The 18298-nt window shown below is 70.4% G+C and carries 15 protein-coding genes and 1 other RNA gene; 6 read left to right on the forward strand and 10 right to left on the reverse strand.

The annotated features are described in order from the left end of the window. Positions 1 to 535: 535 nt before the first annotated feature. The 9 genes from ssrA to QJS33_RS02765 form a co-directional block, all read right to left on the reverse strand. Positions 536 to 908, reverse strand: a transfer-messenger RNA (tmRNA) gene (gene ssrA, locus QJS33_RS02725). A 388-nt stretch (positions 909 to 1296) separates the two neighbouring features. Continuing rightward, positions 1297 to 3243 carry a penicillin-binding transpeptidase domain-containing protein gene (locus QJS33_RS02730; protein ID WP_306366231.1) on the reverse strand — a complete coding sequence of 649 codons (1947 nt, stop codon included), beginning with the start codon at positions 3241 to 3243 and terminating at the stop codon, positions 1297 to 1299. Positions 3244 to 3266: 23 nt separating this feature from the next. Then, the gene (gene smpB, locus QJS33_RS02735) at positions 3267 to 3734 is read right to left on the reverse strand and encodes an SsrA-binding protein SmpB (RefSeq protein WP_073384230.1); all 468 of its coding nucleotides are present in this window, start codon (positions 3732 to 3734) and stop codon (positions 3267 to 3269) included. 75 nt (positions 3735 to 3809) lie between these two features. Next, positions 3810 to 4721, reverse strand: a complete 912-nt coding sequence (gene ftsX / locus QJS33_RS02740) for a permease-like cell division protein FtsX (RefSeq protein ID WP_306366232.1) — start codon at positions 4719 to 4721, stop codon at positions 3810 to 3812. An 89-nt stretch (positions 4722 to 4810) separates the two neighbouring features. Next, positions 4811 to 5500 (reverse strand): cell division ATP-binding protein FtsE, encoded by a 690-nt coding sequence (gene ftsE, locus QJS33_RS02745; RefSeq protein WP_220565084.1) that lies wholly within the window; start codon positions 5498 to 5500, stop codon positions 4811 to 4813. 495 nt (positions 5501 to 5995) lie between these two features. Continuing rightward, a complete protein-coding gene (prfB, locus tag QJS33_RS02750; protein ID WP_306366233.1) occupies positions 5996 to 7114 on the reverse strand; it encodes a peptide chain release factor 2 in 1119 nt (372 codons plus the stop codon). Positions 7115 to 7465: 351 nt separating this feature from the next. After that, the gene (locus QJS33_RS02755; RefSeq protein WP_306366234.1) at positions 7466 to 12334 is read right to left on the reverse strand and encodes an NAD-glutamate dehydrogenase; all 4869 of its coding nucleotides are present in this window, start codon (positions 12332 to 12334) and stop codon (positions 7466 to 7468) included. 350 nt (positions 12335 to 12684) lie between these two features. Beyond that, the gene (locus tag QJS33_RS02760) at positions 12685 to 13386 is read right to left on the reverse strand and encodes an HAD family hydrolase (protein WP_306366235.1); all 702 of its coding nucleotides are present in this window, start codon (positions 13384 to 13386) and stop codon (positions 12685 to 12687) included. A 121-nt stretch (positions 13387 to 13507) separates the two neighbouring features. Further along, on the reverse strand, positions 13508 to 14110 hold the full coding sequence (locus tag QJS33_RS02765) for a TetR/AcrR family transcriptional regulator (protein ID WP_306366236.1): 603 nt from the start codon (positions 14108 to 14110) through the stop codon (positions 13508 to 13510). Positions 14111 to 14195: 85 nt separating this feature from the next. On the opposite strand from QJS33_RS02765, the gene QJS33_RS02770 reads away from it, so the two are divergent. From QJS33_RS02770 to QJS33_RS02785, 4 genes are all read left to right on the forward strand, one after another. Next, positions 14196 to 14594 carry a hypothetical protein gene (locus QJS33_RS02770; RefSeq protein WP_306366237.1) on the forward strand — a complete coding sequence of 133 codons (399 nt, stop codon included), beginning with the start codon at positions 14196 to 14198 and terminating at the stop codon, positions 14592 to 14594. Further along, the gene (locus tag QJS33_RS02775) at positions 14591 to 15406 is read left to right on the forward strand and encodes an NAD-dependent epimerase/dehydratase family protein (RefSeq protein WP_306366238.1); all 816 of its coding nucleotides are present in this window, start codon (positions 14591 to 14593) and stop codon (positions 15404 to 15406) included. Before QJS33_RS02770 ends, QJS33_RS02775 begins: the two co-directional genes overlap by 4 nt. Positions 15407 to 15492: 86 nt before the next feature. Continuing rightward, entirely contained in the window at positions 15493 to 16326 is an 834-nt protein-coding gene (locus QJS33_RS02780) for an arylamine N-acetyltransferase (protein WP_306366239.1), read from the forward strand. Between the two features lie 334 nt (positions 16327 to 16660). Continuing rightward, positions 16661 to 17074 (forward strand): hypothetical protein, encoded by a 414-nt coding sequence (locus QJS33_RS02785; protein WP_306366240.1) that lies wholly within the window; start codon positions 16661 to 16663, stop codon positions 17072 to 17074. A 52-nt stretch (positions 17075 to 17126) separates the two neighbouring features. Here the strand turns inward: QJS33_RS02785 and QJS33_RS02790 are convergent, their stop codons facing one another. Continuing rightward, a complete protein-coding gene (locus tag QJS33_RS02790; RefSeq protein ID WP_306366241.1) occupies positions 17127 to 17384 on the reverse strand; it encodes a hypothetical protein in 258 nt (85 codons plus the stop codon). 109 nt (positions 17385 to 17493) lie between these two features. On the opposite strand from QJS33_RS02790, the gene QJS33_RS02795 reads away from it, so the two are divergent. Together QJS33_RS02795 and QJS33_RS02800 are read left to right on the forward strand one after the other, a co-directional pair. Further along, positions 17494 to 17637, forward strand: coding sequence for a hypothetical protein (locus tag QJS33_RS02795; RefSeq protein WP_306366242.1), 144 nt, complete (start codon positions 17494 to 17496; stop codon positions 17635 to 17637). A gap of 81 nt (positions 17638 to 17718) precedes the next feature. Next, the gene (locus QJS33_RS02800) at positions 17719 to 17880 is read left to right on the forward strand and encodes a hypothetical protein (RefSeq protein WP_306366243.1); all 162 of its coding nucleotides are present in this window, start codon (positions 17719 to 17721) and stop codon (positions 17878 to 17880) included. Positions 17881 to 18298 lie beyond the last annotated feature (418 nt).

Here is an 18298-nt window from a genome sequence, read left to right on the forward strand (position 1 = left end):
ACTCCGTCAGGAGTCGCCTCGACCACGACGGGCGCAGCCCGCATCACAATGCAACAGCACACACCACCGGCAGGACCGCCCCCCCGCCACAGGGGGTCACCTCAGGGGGTGCGGGGAACTCACCCGGCGGACATGACGAAGGCGACTCCTGCGAGGCGGCCATAGGCCCCCGAGCACGAGTCGCCCCGCACGGGCACGACCCGCACCACGACGCAACAGCACACCCCGCCGACCTGAACGACGCACGCGACCCCCGCCACAGGGGGTCGCCTCGGGGTGCGGGGATCTCACCCGACAGACATGACGAAGGCGACTCCTGCGAGGCGGCCGAAGGCCCCCGAGCACGAATCGCCCCACACGGGCACGGCCCGCAGCACCACGACGTAACAGCACAGACCGCAAACGATCCCGATACCCGCGACCGCAACCCAAGGGGGTCACCTCGGGGGGTTCGGGGGGTCTCCCCCCGGCGGACATGACGAAGGCGACTCCTGCGAGGCGGCCGTAGGCCCCCGAGCACGAGTCGCCCAGAGTCGAGTGGAGGTGGCGGGAATCGAACCCGCGTCCTTCGATGACGCACCAGAGCTTCTCCGGGTGCAGTCTGTAGTGTCGTTCTACTCGGCCCCAGCGCTTGTACAGACACATCGCTGACGGGCCCAGCCACTGAAATGTCCCGCTCGGGCCCTGTGGCCTGATCCGTGCGGTGAGTCATCTGGCTGATGCCGGTACCCGGGCCGATGACGAGCCCGGACCGACAGAGTCACTATCGCTTAGGCAGCGAGAGCGAACTCAGTGCGCTTGGAATTGGCACTTGTGTTTAGCGTGAATGCAGGATTAACGAGGTCACAGACACAACCCTCGACCCGCTTCCCCTGAAACGCCTACCGAAGTCGAAACCGATCACCCCCTGTGAAGTTGTCAAGGCTCCGGCGGCCGTGGCCGGCGGTGCCCGCAACGAGCGTCCGGACCGTGGTCCTTCGGCTCGTTTGTCACTCTACCGGGTCAACGCCGCGGGGGCCAAGCCGATTCCCGCGGGCGTGAACAGGTTTCGAACAGGGAGAAACCCCCGCGGGGCGGACTCAGAGTGGTCGACGCTCTCCCGCGGGGGCCGGTCGGCAGGGTCGGGCCGACCGTTGGAAACCGACAGGATCTCCCCCGAGATGAGGTCCTGCCTCCACGCTGGCCCGCTACCCCCTGTCGCGGTGCCAGGTATCCGGGAAGACGCGGACGGCCCTTCCGAAGGTTGCGGAAGAGCCGCCCGTTTTGCCCCATTGGGTCATGGTATGTACGACCGGATTACCAGCCGGTCTCCTCGGTGGCGGTGAGGTCGGCCTCGGTCAGGGGTGTCTCGGTGGTGGTCTCGGGCACCCCGTTGGCCATACCCGACAGGAACGACTGGGCGGCGGTGACCGCGTACTGCGACCACTGTGTCTGGGCGGGGTCCACCTCGGCCAGCACCGCGAACGCCACGTCCCCCTGGTAGCCGACGAACCAGTGCAGCGCGGTCTCGCCCTGCTGGGTGCGCGCGGCCTGGCCGTACACCTCACCCTCGCCGACGCCGATGGTCAGTTCGGGCATCCGCTGGACGACGGCCTCGCGCAGTCCCTCGCGGACCACCCCCAGGCCGGTCCCGTCCAGGGCGGTGCCCGCGGCGGCGGCCTCGTCGGTCACCAGCTGCGGCGGGTGCCAGGAGCCGTCGGCGACGGCACCGGCGAGCAGGGCCATGGCCAGCGGGCTGACCCGCACCCCGTGTTCGCCGATCATCGCCGAGGCCAGCTCGACCTCCCCGCCGCTGATCTCGACCTCGCCGGCGGACGCGGGGACCGGCAGCTGCCACTCCTGCCCGATGCCGAGGTCCCGCGCGGTCGCGGTGAGCGCCTCGGCGCCGACCTCCTCGCCCAGGGCGGCGAAACCGACGTTGCAGCCGAAGGCGATGTTGCGGACCAGGCTGGGGTCGAAGCTCAGCGCCCCCTGGCTCGGGTTGGTGAAGGTCTGCCCGCCGATCTCGACGCTGGGCCCGCAGGGCACCTCGCTGGTCGGGGTGGCGGCACCCGTGTCCAGGGCGGCCAGGGCGGCGATCACGCCGAAGGTCCCGCCGGGCTTGTAGGAGCCGGTGAAGGCGTTGTCGTCGCCGGTGTTGCCGGAGGCGTTGGCGGCGGCCAGGATCTCGCCGCTGCCGGGGTCGACGGCCACCAGGTAGGCGTTCCCGGGCATCCCGGTGAGCGCGTGCTCGGCGGCCCGCTGCACGTCGGCGTCGAGCGTGGTGTCGACACCGCCGCTCTGCTCGCCCTCCCAGGACTCCAGGACCCCGGTGATCCGGCCGTCGGCGTCCAGGGTGACGACCTGGGTGGTCGCCGAGCCGGCGAGTTCGTGCTGGTAGATGTTCTGGAGCCCGCTCAGGCCGACGGTGTCGCCGGCCTGGTAGGTGCCCGGGACGCGGGAGGAGACCCGGTGCTCGGCGGTGCCGGCGACCTCGCCGACCACGAACGGCGCCGCGGCCGGGGTCAGGTTGATCTCCACCTCCTGCACGTCCGCGCCGGAGATCTCGCGGACGTCGGCCAGCAGCGCCCCGTTCACGCTGGAGTTGCGCATGAGCACGAGCGGCTGGAACTGCTCGGGCGGCGCGGAGCGCACCCGGTTGAGCAGGCGGTCGGGGTCCTCTTCGAGCAGGTCGGCGAGCTCGGTGACCCCGGCCTCCTTGTCCTCCATCTCGGCGGGCACCACGCCGAAGGCGCTGACCCGGTCGGCGGTGACCAGGGGCCGCCCCTGGCTGTCGAGGATCTGGCCGCGCTCCTGGGCCTGGTAGCTGACCGCGAGGCGCTCCTCGGCGTTCAGGTCGGGGTGCAGGACCCCGGAGGACCAGGTGATCTTCCAGCCGTCGGGGCCCCAGGTGAGCGGCATCCGACCGGTGTAGTCCCAGGTCGGGTCGCCCATGCCGAGGTCGGCGTGGACGGAGAACTCGGCGGTGGCGTTGTCCTCCTCCCGGGAGATCGGGCCGAGCCCGAACCGCAGGGAGGCGAGGTCGAGCTGCTCCTTCATGTCGGTGAGGGCGCGCTCGACCTCCTCGGGGTCACCGTCGGTGTACCGGGCCGCCTCCGCGTGCTCCCCGCCCTGCCAGGCGAGCAGGAAGGACCTGACCGCCACTTCGGGGCTGGGGTTCGGGGTACAGGCGGCCAGGGTGGCAACGAGGATCAGGGCGCTGCCGGCGGCCGCGATCCTGCGGCCGGTGGGACGGGGGGACACCGTGTGTGTTCCTTTCGGGCGCCTCATCGGTTGCGTTGGCGGAGCGCGCGTTCCATGTCCCGCTTCGCCTCGCGTTCGGCGATGTCCTGACGCTTGTCGTATTCGCGCTTACCGCGCGCCAGAGCGATCTCGACCTTGACCCGGCCGTCGCTGAAGTACAGGGCCAGCGGGATCAGGGTGTACCCGGGCTCGCGGGTCTTGCCGATGAGCCGCGAGATCTGCGCGCGGTGCAGGAGTAGCTTACGCGATCGGCGGGACGCGTGGTTGGTCCACGTGCCCTGTGAGTACTCGGGGATGTGCACGTGTTCCAGCCACACCTCGCCGTCGCCGATGTGCGCGAAACCGTCGACGATGGACGCCCGGCCCTCTCTGAGCGACTTCACCTCGGTGCCGGTGAGGACGATGCCCGCCTCATAGGTCTCGTCGATGTGGTATTCGTGCCGGGCGCGCCGGTTCTGCGCGATGAGCTTGCGCCCGGTTTCCCGTGCCACAGCGGTGTCCCTTTCAATACGCCCGGGGGGCACGAGGCCCCCCGGTTCGGTCGTGTCCGTCCCCGACTGTCCGCGTCAGACCTTGAGGTAACGGCGCAGGGTGAGGAACGAGGTGACGGTGCACAGCAGCACACCGAGGATCATCGAGACACCGATCACGTACATGAGCGCGCCGGTGCCCAGTGCGATGTCGAACTGGAACCATTCCTCCACGCGGGTCAGCAGCGTGAACCGGGTGGCCACGATGAACCCGGAGGCGATGAGACCGCCGACGAGGCCGGCGATCGCGCCCTCCAGGAGGAAGGGCAGCTGGATGTAGAAGTTCGAGGCGCCGACCAGGCGCATGATCCCGGTCTCGCGGCGGCGGCTGTAGGCCGACAGGCGGATGGTGTTGCCGATCAGCAGCGCGGCGGCGGCCAGCTGCACGCCGGCGACCAGCAGCGCGGACCACTTGAGCCCGTCCAGCAGGCCGAAGAACTGCTCCAGGACCCGCTGGTCGTTGGAGATGGAGTCGACGCCGGGGCTGCCCTCGACGGCGGCCCGCACGGTGTCGTAGTACTCCGGGTTGCTGAGCTGCACCCGGAAGTTGTCCGGGATGTCGCCCTCCTGGGCGGCGGCGGCCAGGGCCTCGTTGGAGGCGCCCAGGCGCTCCTGGAAGTCCTGCCAGGCCTCGGCGGCGGTCAGGTAGGTGACGTCCTGGACCTGGTCCATGCCCTCCAGCTTGTCCTGGAGCGCGGAGCGGTCCTCGTCGGTCGCGGGCCCGTTCTCCTGGCAGACGGCGGTCGGCGAGATGTCGTTGCACATGTAGATGGTGAGCGTGATCCGCTCGTCCCAGTAGTTGCGCATCTCGGATACCTGCTGGTTGACCAGCAGGCCCGCGCCGAAGAGGGCGAGGGAGATGGCCACCGTCGTGATGACGGCGATCGTCATCGTCAGGTTGCGACGCAGGCCGATCCACGTCTCGGAGAGAACGAATTGTGCTCGCATGATCTGTTAAAGGTCCATCCTTGGGTGGTTCGCCGCGCCGGTCGGGTCCTCGGCGGGGTGGGACGCCCGGCGCCGGGCGCGCCAGAAGGTCAGTAAGCCTGGCCGTAGACGCCGCGCGACTGGTCGCGCACCACGAGGCCCTCTTCGAGCTCGATCACGCGCTTGCGCATCGAGTCGACGATGGCGGCGTCGTGGGTCGCCATGACGACGGTGGTACCCGTGCGGTTGATCCGGTCCAGGACCTTCATGATGCCGATGGAGGTCGCGGGGTCGATGTTGCCGGTGGGCTCGTCGGCCAGCAGGATCTGCGGGCGGTTGACGAACGCACGGGCGATCGCGACACGCTGCTGCTCACCACCGGAGAGCTCGTTGGGCATACGGCCGGCCTTGCCCTCCAGGCCGACCAGCTCGACGACCTCGGGGACGACCTTGCGGATGAACCTGCGGGGCTTGCCGATGACCTCCAGCGCGAACGCGACGTTCTCGAAGACGTTCTTGTTCGGCAGCAGCCGGAAGTCCTGGAAGACACAGCCGATGCGGCGGCGCAGGTGCGGCACCTTCCAGTTGGACAGGCGCGCGAGGTCCTTGCCTGCCACGTGCACGCGGCCCTTGTCGGGCTTCTCCTCCTTGAGGACCAAGCGGAGGAAGGTCGACTTGCCGGAGCCGGACGGGCCGACGAGGAAGACGAACTCGCCCTTGTCTACGTCAATGGAAACGCCGTCGAGCGCGGGGCGTTTCTGGGTCGGATAGACCTTGGTGACGTTGTCGAAGTGGATCACAGGCGCATCACAAGGTTCTCGAAGGTATGGGTACCCGCTGCGGAGAGGACTCCGTGCGGGGATCGTACCGGCCGCATGGCCAACCGACAGTGTAGAGGGGGGAACGACCCGGATCGTCCAGGCCGCGTCGCACCCGAAGATTCCGCACACTATCGGACAACAGCCCCGAGCATATCGGAGGTGTCAACCGATGATAACGTTCACATATAGCCGTTTCGGTAAAACCGCGGAGTCGTGAGCATCACCATTGGGATACAACCTGCACTTTTTCCCGGTGTGCTCACCCGTAGCATCCGCACCGGCACCCAAGGTGCCACCGCCGTCGCTCCGCGCGGCCGGATCCCGGATATTACGGGGAGAAGGACCCCGGTCCGCGGGGTCGCCCGCGGACCGATACCCGCCCCCCCGGGAGACCGGAACGGCCGGGTTCCCGCACATTACGGGGAAGGTCCCCGGTTCCGTGCGGGCCTCCCGGCCGGTCGGCGTGTCGCGGGGTCAGGCCTCCTCGGACCGCTCCCGGCTGCGCATCCAGCGGATCTCGGCGTCGATGAACCCGTCGATCTCGCCGTCCAGCACCGCGGCGGTGTTGCCCGTCTCCATGCCGGTCCGCACGTCCTTGACGCTCTGGTAGGGCTGGAGCACGTAGTTGCGCATCTGGGTGCCCCAGCTGCTCACCGCTTCGCCGCGGATGTCGTTCAGCGCCGCCTGCTCCTCCTCGCGCTTGCGCGCCAGCAGCTTGGCCTGGAGCATCGTCATCGCGGTCGCCTTGTTCTGGAGCTGGGACCGCTCGTTCTGGCAGGACACCACGATCCCGGTGGGCAGGTGGGTGATGCGCACCGCCGAGTCGGTGGTGTTGACGCCCTGGCCGCCGGGTCCCGAGGAGCGGTACACGTCGATGCGCAGCTCGGTCTCGTCGATGTCGATGTGGTCGCTCTGCTCCACCACGGGGACGACGTCCACCCCGGCGAAGGAGGTCTGGCGCCGGTTCTGGTTGTCGAACGGGGAGATCCGGACCAGGCGGTGGGTGCCGTGCTCGCCGCGCAGGGTGCCGTAGGCGAACGGCGCCTTGACCGCGAACGAGGTGGACTTGATGCCGGCCTCCTCCGCGTAGGAGGTCTCGTAGATCTCCGTGGGGTAGCCGTGCCGCTCGGCCCAGCGCAGGTACATGCGCTGGAGCATCTGCGCCCAGTCGGCGGCGTCCACGCCGCCCGCCTGGGAGTTGATGGTGACGAGGGCCTCGTGCTCGTCGTGCGGGCCGTTGAGGAGGGTGCGCACCTCCAGCTCGCCGATCTCCTTGCGGAGCTGGTCGAGCTCGCGGTCGGCCTCGGCCCTGGTGTCGGCGTCCTCCTCGGCCTCGGCCAGCTCGTAGAGCACGCCCAGGTCGTCGAGCCGCCGGCCGATGCCCTCGATCTTGTTGACCATGGACTCCAGGCTGGAGAGTTCGCGCGTCACCTTCTGCGCGTTGCCCTGGTCGGCCCACAGCTCCGGGTCGGCGGACTGCTCGCGCAGCTCCGCGATCCGGGTGCCCATCGCCTCCAGGTCCAAGACGGCGGTGACGCTCGCCAGGGTCGCCGCGAGGTCCTTGATCTTCTCTGCTGGGTCCAGTTCTGCCACGGATCCCAGTGTAGGCCCCCGCCCCGCGGGGACGGCCACCGGCGAACGCGGCCGGGGCCGCCCGAAAGGACGGCCCCGGTCAGCAGGCGGCTCGCCCGGCGAGGGCGCACGGGGTTCCGGAGGCCCGGAGCGGACGCCTTCGAGGAGGAGGACCGTCGGCCGCCGGGCCGCCCTTCGGGGGCGGTGGCGGGCGAGGACCTCCGCTCCGGGCCGTCGTGCTTCCTGAAAACCCGACTCCCGACCCGCGGGCGCCCGGGCACCGCCCGGGAAGGACCGTCGGCCGCCGGGCCGCCCTTCGGGGGCGGTGGCGGGCGACGGTCGGGCGGAGCGGGGGGCCGGAGCGGGCAGGGGTCAGTCGTCGATCAGGGAACGGAAGGACCGCAGTGCCACCGACAGGGTGGCCAGGTCGAACCGCTCGTTCTCCTGGATCTCCGACAGGGTGATCCCGGCCCGCTGGACCGCCTCGCGGTTCTGCTCGAACCAGGAGCGCATCAGCGTCTCGACCGAGTCGTCCGGTGCGCCCGACTCCAGCACCCGGCCGGTGAGGGCCGCGTGCGCCGCGTACAGGTCGTCGCGCAGCGAGCCGCGCGCCGTCGTGCTCCACCGGTCGTCGCGCGGCAGGTCGATGATCCGCTCCCGCCACCAGCTGATGTTGAGCCGGTCGGCCAGCTCGAAGTACAGCTCGGCGACCTTCTCCACCGGTCGGCCGGTGCGGTGCGCGATCTCCACCAGGTCCAGGGTGGAGTAGGCGGGCACCATGACCGCGACCCGCTCGGCCAGGTCGGCCGGGACGCCCTGGCCGATGTACCGGTCGCGGCGCTCGACGAACGCCTCCCGGTCGCGGCCGCGCAGCAGGTCCACCAGTCGGCCCAGGACCTCGCCCACGCCCTCGGCGAAGAACCCGATCTCGGTGCGGATGTCGAACGGGAAGGTGCGGTTGCGCAGCAGCCACCGGGCCGAGCGCTCGGCGAGCTTGCGGGTCTCCAGCAACAGGGTGAGCTGGCCGTCCACCGAGATGCGGTGGTCCAGGTCCTCCACCCCGCCCCAGAACTCCTGGAGCCGCAGCACCTCCTGGGAGACCAGGTAGGCGCGGGCGATGTCCGCGCCGCTGGAGCCCAGCTCCTCGTTGAGGCGGAAGGCGAAGGTCAGCCCGGAGCGGTTGACCATCTGGTTGACCACCTGGTTGACGATGATCTCCCGCCGCAGCGGGTGGGTGGCCACCGCCTGCGCGAACCGCTCCGTGCGCAGCGGCGTCGGGAAGTACCGGACCAGGGTGTCGGTCAGGTACGGGTCCTCGGCCAGGTCGGACAGGCCGATCTGGTCCTTGAGGCTGATCTTGGTGTAGGAGAGCAGCGTCGCGAACTCCGGGCCGGTCAGGCCCTGGCCCGCGGCGCGCCGCTCCGCGATCGCCTTGTCGGAGGGCAGGTCCTCCAGCTTGCGCTTGAGGACCTTGGTGCGCTCCAGGTGGCGCATGTAGCGGCCGTGGACGTGCAGCATCTGGCGGGCCTGCTTGCGGGCGGTGGCCAGCACCGTGTTCTGCGCGTAGTTGTTGTCCAGGACCAGCTCGGCGACCTCGTCGGTCATGTCGATGAACAGGCGGTCGCGCTCGTCGGCGTCCAGGGAGCCGTCGCGCACCTCCCGGTCGAGCATGATCTTGATGTTCACCTCGTGGTCGGAGGTGTCCACGCCGGCCGAGTTGTCGATGAAGTCGGTGTTGACCCGGCCGCCCTCACGGGCGAACTCGATGCGGGCGGGCTGGGTCAGGCCCAGGTTGCCGCCCTCGCCGACGACCTTGACGCGCAGCTCGGTGGCGTCGACCCGGACCTGGTCGTTGGCCTTGTCCCCGACCTCGGCGTGGGTCTGGGAGACGGCCTTGACGTAGGTGCCGATGCCGCCGTTCCACAGTAGGTCCACCGGCGCGGTGAGGATCCGGCGGATCAGCTCGTCGGGGGTCAGCGCCGTGATCTCGTCCTCGATGCCCAGGGCCGCGCGGACCTGCGGGCTGACCGGGACGGACTTGGCCGAGCGCGGGTACACGCCGCCGCCCTCGGAGATCAGCGCCGGGTCGTAGTCCTCCCAGTTGCTGCGCGGCAGGTCGAAGAGCCGCTTGCGCTCCACCCAGGAGGTGTGCGGGTCCGGGGCGGGGTCGAGGAACACGTGCCGGTGGTCGAACGCGGCGATCAGCTTGATCTGCTGCGACAGCAGCATGCCGTTGCCGAACACGTCGCCGGACATGTCGCCGATGCCGACCGTGGTGAAGGGCTCGTTCTGGACGTCGACGCCCATCTCCCGGAAGTGGTACCTGACCGACTCCCAGGCGCCGCGGGCGGTGATGCCCATGGCCTTGTGGTCGTAGCCGACCGAGCCGCCGGAGGCGAAGGCGTCGCCCAGCCAGAAGCCGCGCTCCTTGGAGATCGCGTTGGCGGTGTCGGAGAACGTCGCGGTGCCCTTGTCGGCCGCCACCACCAGGTAGGAGTCGTCGCCGTCGTGCAGGACGGTGCGCTCGGGGTGGACGATGGCGCCGTCGACCAGGTTGTCGGTGACGTCGAGCATGCCGCTGATGAAGTCCTTGTAGCAGGCGATGACCTCGGCCATGACCTGTTCGCGGGTGCCGCCCTCGGGCAGGCGTTTGCAGACGAAACCGCCCTTGGCGCCGCTGGGGACGATCACCGAGTTCTTCACCATCTGCGCCTTGACCAGGCCCAGGACCTCGGTGCGGAAGTCCTCCAGCCGGTCCGACCAGCGCAGGCCGCCGCGGGCGACCCTGCCGAAGCGCAGGTGGACGCCCTCGACACGCGGCGAGTAGACGTACATCTCCAGCTTGGGCCGGGGCTGGGGCAGGTCCGGGATGCTCTGCGGGTCGAGCTTGAGCACCAGGTAGGGGTGCTCCTGGTAGTGGTTGGTGCGCAGGGTGGCCCTGATGACGGCCAGGAAGGACCGCAGCACGCGGTCGTGGTCCAGGCTGGCCACCGACTCCAGTTCGCCCTCGATCTTGCGGACGAGGGCCTCGGTGCGCTCGGTCCGCCCCTCGTCGGACTGGTCCGGGTCGAAGCGGGTCTGGAACAGGTCGACGAGCAGGCCGGTGATCCCGACGTTGGCGGCCAGGATGTCGGCCAGGAAGTCGGGGGTGAAGGTGGACCCGGCCTGGCGCAGGTACTTGGCGTAGGCGCGCAGCACGGTGAGCTGGCGCCAGTCCAGCCCGGCGCGGACCACCAGGGTGTTGAACCGGTCGGACTCGCCCAGTCCCCGCCAGGAGGCGTCGAAGGCGTCCTCGAACAGCTTCTTGAGGCGGTCGTCGGGCAGGTCCACCGCGGTGATGGGGCCCAGGCCGAAGTCGTAGATCCAGACCCGGCCCACGCCCTGGACGTCGATGTCGTAGGGCCACTCGTCGATGACCTCGACGCCCAGGTGCTCCAGGACCGGCAGGATCCGGGAGAGCGAGATGGGCTCGCCGACGCTGTGGACGCGGAAGCGCCAGGCGTCGTCCTCGGAGTGGCGGTACAGGCCGGCGGAGAACGCGCCCCGCCGCTCGTCGGGGGCGGTGCGGCCGAGCAGCTCCTCCAGTGCGCCGATGTCGCCCGCGGCGACCTCGGGCTGGTTGTCGACCTTGTAGGCCTCGCTGAGGCCGGAGCCGTACCGCTCCTTGTACTCGGTGGCCCGGTCCGGGCCGAAGGCGTCGGTGAGGGCGTCGTCGAGGTCGGTGTCCCAGGAGCGGGCGGCCAGGCGGACCTTCTCCTCCAGGGCGAGCTGGTCGATGTCGGCCAGGGTCTCGCCGTGGCGGGCGCGCGCCACCAGGTAGAGGCGGGCCAGCGGGGCGGCGCCGATCATGACGTTGTGGTCCATGGTCGCGCCCTGGAAGGCGTCGCCGAGGACCTGCTGGATGTCCAGGCGCACGCGGGTGCTGTACTCGTCGCGCGGCATGTACACGAAGCAGGACATGTACCGGCCGCCGTAGGGGTCGCGGCGCATGAACAGCTTGGTGCCGCGCCGGTCGCGCAGGCGCATGACGCTGCGGACGATGGTGTACAGCTCGCCGACGGGGATCTGGAGGAGTTCCTCGCGGGGGAAGGTCTCCAGCAGTTCGGTGAGGTCGCGGCCGTCGTAGCTGTCGGCCTCGAACCCGGCCAGGGCCAGGATCTCCGCCTGCTTGCGGCGCAGGATGGGGATCTGGGCGATGCCCGTGTTGGTGGCCTGGGAGGTGAACAGCCCCAGGAAGCGGCGCTCGCCGACGATGTTGCCCTGGGCGTCGAACTTCTTGACGCCGATGTAGTCCAGGTACTTGGGCCGGTGGACGGTGGAACGGGAGTTGGCCTTGGTGAGCACCAGGATGTAGGGCTCGCGGGCCTTGCCGCGGATCTCCGGGGGCAGGGCGGCGAAGCTGGTGGAGGCCGGGGAGTCCATGCGCATGATGCCCAGGCCGGTGCCGGGTTCCGGGCGCAGGGCGTCGTCGCCGTTCTCGTCGGTGACCAGCGAGTACTCGCGGTAGCCCATGAAGGTGAAGTGGCGTCCGGCGACCCAGCGCAGGAAGTCGACGCTCTCGCCGATCTCGCGGGCGTCCACGCCCCCGGCGACCAGGCGGTCGGGGTAGGCGGCCAGCTCGTCGGCGATCCGGATGGCCCGGTCGCTCATCTTGGCGGCGTCCTCGTCCACGTAGCGGACGTCGTTGAGGACGGCCTCGACCCGGTCGGTGATCTCCTTGATCCGCTCGGGGTCGGTCTGCCGGTCGATCTCGATGTGCATCCAGGACTCGTCGACGGGCAGCAGGCCCTCGCCGCCGATCTCCGGGTCGATCTGGCGGAGGTCGCCCTCCAGGTCGCGGCCCACGGTCATCTGGGGGTGGATGATCAGGCGGACGCCCGCGTTGAGCTCGCGCAGGACCATGGTCACGGACGAGACGAGGAAGGGGGCGTTGTCCGTCACCGTCTCGACGATGCTGGTCTGGGAGTCCCAGCCGTCGTGCTCGACGGTCGGGGTGTGCACGCGGACCTTGGCGCGGCCGGGGCGGCGCCGGGCGCCGAAGGCGCGGTGGGTCTCGGCCGTACCGCAGATCTGTTCGGGGGTACGGCCCGCGATCTCCTCCGGGTCGGTGTGCCGGTAGTAGAGCGGGAGGAAGCGGCGGACGGCCTCGGCCTCGTCGGCGCCGAGCCGCGGGCCGGGGGACCACTTGGTCGCCGCTTCGGCGAGCAGCTGCTGGAGGGTGCCGTCGGATTGCCCGGACATGTGTCTATCTCACTCCTTTGTGAGCAACGTCGCACGAGCGCTGTGGGATCACCGGGTCATGTGCCCTGTGAATCCGTGAGCTGATGTGTGATTTTTCGTGACCCCCGAGGGCCGCACGGAGCCCCGGGAGTGGTGTGGTGGTGGTGTGACCTGTGCGCACAGGCTGGAAGAAAGAGGCGTCGGACCCCATTGTCACCGCCTCGTCCAAGAAGACAGGCTACTGGTTTTCACGCCGGAGGGCAGGAGCAACACCGTTAACCAACGGTTACATGCTGTAAGAAACGGATTGCGTCGGTCGGTGGCGATGTACACGAGGGTTCACCTCGACCCGGTCGGGGACGTACCTGTCGTTATCGAGCCGTTGTCGAATCGGTCGCCTGCTGGACGGCGGTCATCACGGCGCGGGGATCGGTGAGGTCGGGCAGGATGACCTGCGCGCCCGCATCGCGCAGCCGCCCCTCCGTGGTGGGACCGTTGAGGACCCCGACCGGGACGGCCCCGCCGATCAGGGCGGCCCGGACGTCGGGAACGTTGTCGGTGATCAGGACGGTGCTGGAGTCGGGGATCATCCCGCCCTCCGCCGCGTGCAGGCGGATGGACTGGATGAGCGTGGACTTGGGGTAGTTGACCGATCCGTAGCCGCCGATGGCCAGGTTCAGGTAGGAGTCCAGGCCGAAGGCCACCAGCTTGGCGGTGGCCACCGTCCGGGGACTGCCGCTGACCACCGTCTGCACGGCGCCGGGCAGCGAGGCCACGGCCGCCAGCGAGGCCGCCGCCCCGGGCATCACCCTGCCCTTGGCCGCCAGCTCCCCCGTCCGGGTCTCGAAGGCGGCCTCCAGGGCCGTGAGGAACTGGGCGAGGGTGTCGACGTCGGGCTCGATGTCGACGTAGTTGCGGGCGCAGAACTCGAAGAACATCTCCGAGTCGGTGCGGCCGGCGGTCGAGGTCAGGTAGACCAGGGGCTCACCGGTGACCTTCTCGAAGGCCTCGGCGTAGGCGGCCCGCATGACCTGGCCGACGTCGAGGAGCGTGAGGTCGATGTTCCATAGCACCAGGCGGCTGATGGCGAACTCCTCGGGTGATGCACGACGGGACTCCCCTATTGTGCCGCACGGCCGTTTCGCGTGGAGTACCCCGTCCGGGACCGGCCACCGGCGGGGCGGCCGGCGGTGGTCACGGGCCCAGGAGGCGCTCCACGAGGTCGCGCACGTCGCGCAGCGCCCGGCCCCGGGTGAGGCCCTCGGTGGCGACGAGATGGCCCACCAGGTCGGCCCGGACCGCGCCGAGCAGGACGTGCGCCGTCCACGCGGCGTCCGGCGCCGGAGGCGTCTGGCCGGCGCAGGCGCGGGCGACGGCGTCGGCGAGGAGCCCGTGGACGAGGCGGTAGGACGCGGAGGCGAAGAGCTCGGCGCCGCGCCCGGCGGGCGCCTCCTCCAGGGTCTGCGCCAAGTGGGTGTTGTCGAGCTTGATCCGCACCAGGGCCTCCATGATCCCGAAGACCCGTTCCCGGGGCGGGGTGTCCGGGCCCAGCGGTTCGGGGCCCGACTCCAGCGCCTCGCGGAACCAGGCGGTGCGCGCTTCGAACACGGCGCGCACCAGGCCCGCGCGGTCCCCGAAGCGGCGGAACAGGGTGCCCTTGCCGACGCCGGCCGCCTCGGCGATCTCGTCCATGGACACGGCGGTGCCGTGGGGGGACTCGGCGAAGAGCCGGTCCGCGGCGGCCAGGACGGCCGCCCGGTTGCGCGCCGCGTCGGCGCGTTCGTTCTCGCGGGCCATGTCGCTTCCCGCCCCTCCCTTGATAAACGGACCGGCAGTCCGTATATTGATCCGGACCGATGGTCCGAATCTTAGGAGAGTCGGCATGGACCTGGAGCGAAGCGCACCCGAGGCGGTGTTCCGCGAGCCGATGGACCTGCCGTGGCGGGGCGACACCGCCGGAGGGGCGGATCCGGTGGCGGAGTTCCCGTTCGCGCGGCCCGGGGCGACCCGGAGGCCCGAGGGGCGGGAGGCGGTGCCGGCGTACACGGCGGGCGTTCCGGAGGTGTTCGAGTGCGGCGGGAAGCCGGAAACGGTGTCCCGTCGGACGACCGATCCGGCGCGCACCGTCATCGAGACGGACCTGCGCGCCCGGGCCGGGGCGACGGGCGGACCCTACGAGCGGCGGTACGTGGTCGTGCCGGATGCGGCCGAGGTGCGGGTCACCTCCTACCGCGACCACCGGGACCCGCTGGTGGCGCAGGCCGCGGGGGTGGGCGTGTGAAGGTCCTCGTGACGGGGGCGACGGGGACGACCGCCCGCGCGCTCATCCCGGTGCTGGGCGAACGCGGCGCGGAGGTGGTCGCGGCGAGCCGCCGGCCGGGGCCGCGGGGCGTCCGGTTCGACTGGTACGACCCGGACAGCCACGCCGCGGCGCTCGACGGCGTCGACCGCGTCTACCTGGTGCCGCCGCCGGACGCCGACCCGGTCGAGGTCATGGGGGCGTTCCTGGAGCGGGCGCACCGCCGCGGTGTGCGCCGGGCGGTGCTGCTCGGGGCGTCGGCCGTTCCCACGGGCGGGCCGATGGTGGGACGGGTGGCGCGGATGGTACTGGAGGTGTTCGAGGAGGCGGTGGTGCTGCGGCCGTCGTGGTTCATGCAGAACTTCACGGGGGACCACCCGCACGCGGCCGGGTTCCGGGAGCGGGGGGCGATCGCGACGGCCACCGGGGGCGGACGGGTGGGGTTCGTCGACGTCCGCGACATCGCGGCGGTCGCCGCGCACGCGCTGACCGACGCGGAGCCGATCGAACGGGAGCCGGTCCTCACCGGACCCGAGGCGCTGAGTTACGACGAGGTCGCCGCGATCTACGGGGAGGTGACAGGGCGAGAGGTCGTGCACGAGTCGCTGGAGCCCGGTGCCGTGGAGCGGGCGCTGGCGGCGGCGATGCCGGTGGAGGTGGCGCGGATACTGGTGGGGCTCGACGGGCTCATCGCCGCGGGCGCCGAGGACCGCGTCACGGACACGGTCGAACGCATCGCCGGTCGGCCGCCGGGCGACCTCCGCACGGTGCTCCGCCGCGACCTCCGCCCCTGAGATATTCCCGTGCCGTTCCTCCAGATTCCTCCCGGAACACGCAGCGATCGGCCCGTGCTGCAACGGTGGACGAGAGGAGATCCACCGTGACGATCGCATGGGGTGTCGAGGCCCTGGACCTGGCGGCCTACCTGGACCGGGTGGGGGTGCCGGAGCGGCGGCCGGACGAGGAGTACCTGGACCGGCTGTACGAGGCGCACATCAGGGCGTTCCCCTTCGAGACGGTCGACGCGCTCCTGGGCCGGGCCCCGGCGGTCGACGTACGGGGCGTGCAGGAGAAGTTCCTGGGTGGAGGCCGGGGAGGCTACTGCTTCGAGCACGGGGTGCTGTTCGCGGCCGCGCTGGAGCGGCTGGGGTTCGAGGTGCACCGGCGGCTGGGCACGGTCGGCCCGGCGGGTGAGAACGCCCGGACGCACCTGCTGGTGGAGGTCGTGGTCGACGGCCGCCGGCTGCTGGCCGACCCGGGGTTCGGATCGGGCATGCGGCGTCCGATCGAGCTGAGGGACGGGGCCCGGAGCGGTGGGGGCGGGATGGCCTTCGCACTCGCCCGGGTGCCCCGCGGCAGGTCGTGGGGGTGGGAGCTGCGCAAACAGCGCGGCCATGCGTGGGAGCCGCTGCACGTGACGCACGAGTCGGAGGTGTACCCGGTGGACCTGGTCGCGGGGAACCACTTCGTGGCGACGCACCCGGACTCGGTGTTCCGGAGGATGCTGGTGGTGACGGGCTTCCTGCCGGACGGGATCCACGCGAGCCTCACCCAGGCGTCGGTCACCCTCCGCGCCCCGGACTCCCCCACCCGGCACGAGGAGCTGGCCCCGGCCGACCTCGATCCGTGGCTGGACCGCCTCGGCGTCCACTTGTCGGGGGACGACCACGCGCTCCTGCACAAGCGCCTCGCCGAGCTGTCGGCCCCCGTGTGACCGGAACCGCATGTGCTGGGCCGACCAGCGGTGTTCGATGATCTTCGGAACCGCGTCCGGCCCATCCCCGCGTGCGCGGGGCTCACGCGGTGCCCGTGAGCACCCTGCGGCAATTCAGCTTCATGGGGAACGAGCGCTGGAGGCCCTGCGTCCAACTGGTCATCCCATCGCAACCTCCACGGGAAAGTCCCCCATGTTCGACATCATCGCCGACGCCGTCTCGGCTGGGCTTGTCTTCCTCGGCGTGGCCGTCACGCTCTTCGGTATCTGGGGCACATGGAAGGAGTGGGCACCGGAAGGCGTAGGGTTCTAGGACCCGATCATCCGGGCCCTGATGGTCCCCTGGAACGCCGCAAGACGCCACTTCCAGCGCATCTTCGGTAAGGAAACCCCCAAGCACGCCTCCGGTACCGCGACCGCGACTATCCAGGTCGAAGGATTCGTCTCGGGGTATCGTGGCCCAGGCCCCCTTCCCTCTCCCGAGAACCTTGAAGAGTTCGCGCAGGCCGTCAGCGATCAGCTCCGGGAGGCATACACCATCGCTGGCAAGGCCAAGGCCCAGTTCGAGGAAGAGCAGTGGCGGGCGAAGAAGGTCGAGAAGGAGCTCCGCGCCCAGCTCGCGGAAGCCAACCAGGCCGTGGACGCCAAGATGCGTAAGGCCATGACCGACGGCATCCACCTGGAACTGTTCGGCGTGGCCCTGGTCTTCGCCGGTGGAGTGCTCCAGGTCCTCAAGCTGATCTTCTGAGAACACGTGACGAGCGCCTCCGCTCCTCAGTTGAGGAGCGGAGGCGCTTTCGTCATGCCCTCTTCCCCTTGCCGATCTGGTCGACCCGGGCGGGGCTGAGGCCGAGCTCGGCGGCGAGGGCGCGCACGGTCATGCCCTGCTCGCGCAGCTCCGCGACGGCAGGCTGACGGACCGCTTTGAGGGCTTCTTCCACTTCGGCGATGGCGGCGAGGATCTCGCCAACGGTGCGAGCACGCGTGAGCGGGTCCGTCTCCTCCCCAGCGAGAGTGGGGAGTTTGCGCAGGTGGGCGAGGGTTTCGGTGATGTCCATGGCGACAGTGTAGGCGCCTGAACATTTTTTTTGTCCAGACGGGCTGACATCACAGTAAAGGCGCCTATGCAATGGAGGCACAACAGAATAATAGAGGGGAGGTGAGAGAGTGACTCTCTTCCAGGCGATCACGCTGATGATCGCGCTCGCGGCCCTGACGCTCGCGACGGTCCGGTTCATCCAGGATCGGCCGAAACCGGGCAAGGGACGCCACGCGATCGGACGCCACCGCCGCCTCCATAAGAAGCGGTAAAGCGGACCCCGGATGCTCACATCATCCGGGGTCCGCCCCTCCCAGAATCGCACACCGCACCACCGCACAGAAAGGGAAAGCATGAGCACGAAGCTCGCCATCTGGGTCACCTGGGCGGCCCTCGCCGTCGCCCTGGTCGCGCTCGCCGTCGGCGCCCCCTGGTGGGCCTGGGCCATCTGGGCCGTGATCGTCGCCGGGGCCGCGGTCCTGCACACGCTCGCCTACCAGGCTGGCCTGATGTAGTCCAGGGCCGCTGGCGTCCCGCCCCATTCGGGGCGGGGCGCTTTCGCCGTTTCCGGGGCCGGTCAGCCCGGCCGGTGGCAGGATGCCCGACATGAGCGACTACGTGACCGTACACCGCCGAGCCCGGAGGGGACCCAGCGATGTGGCACTGGCGGGGGTGGATGTGCTGACACGCGGGCGCCCCCGCCCACCATCACGGTGAGCGGGGGCATTCGCCTGTGGGCGGGGCCGGGGATCTTTCCTGGGTCCCCCGGCCCCGCTGGCCGCTCCGTATTCCCCCCACGGGCAGAGCGGCCGTCCAAGAGGGGCCACCGGAACCGAGCCCGGTGGCCCCGGGCCGCCTCGCACATCCCCTCAGATGTGGCGCCGGATGCGCCGAGTGCCAGAGGCGGCCGTCTGAACCGTGCGCCCACGGACA

Source organism: Nocardiopsis sp. CC223A (assembly GCF_030766825.1).
In the GTDB taxonomy this organism is placed as follows: domain Bacteria; phylum Actinomycetota; class Actinomycetes; order Streptosporangiales; family Streptosporangiaceae; genus Nocardiopsis.

Bases quoted from the DNA above. Each gene is read 5' to 3' on its own strand.
- QJS33_RS02770 (WP_306366237.1), top strand. From the start codon at position 14,196: ATGGACCTGGAGCGAAGCGCACCCGAGGCGGTGTTCCGCGAGCCGATG.
- QJS33_RS02785 (WP_306366240.1), top strand. From the start codon at position 16,661: ATGGTCCCCTGGAACGCCGCAAGACGCCACTTCCAGCGCATCTTCGGT.
- QJS33_RS02790 (WP_306366241.1), bottom strand. From the start codon at position 17,384: ATGGACATCACCGAAACCCTCGCCCACCTGCGCAAACTCCCCACTCTC.
- ftsX (WP_306366232.1), bottom strand. From the start codon at position 4,721: ATGCGAGCACAATTCGTTCTCTCCGAGACGTGGATCGGCCTGCGTCGC.
- QJS33_RS02765 (WP_306366236.1), bottom strand. From the start codon at position 14,110: ATGGCCCGCGAGAACGAACGCGCCGACGCGGCGCGCAACCGGGCGGCC.
- QJS33_RS02755 (WP_306366234.1), bottom strand. From the start codon at position 12,334: ATGTCCGGGCAATCCGACGGCACCCTCCAGCAGCTGCTCGCCGAAGCG.
- QJS33_RS02800 (WP_306366243.1), top strand. From the start codon at position 17,719: ATGAGCACGAAGCTCGCCATCTGGGTCACCTGGGCGGCCCTCGCCGTC.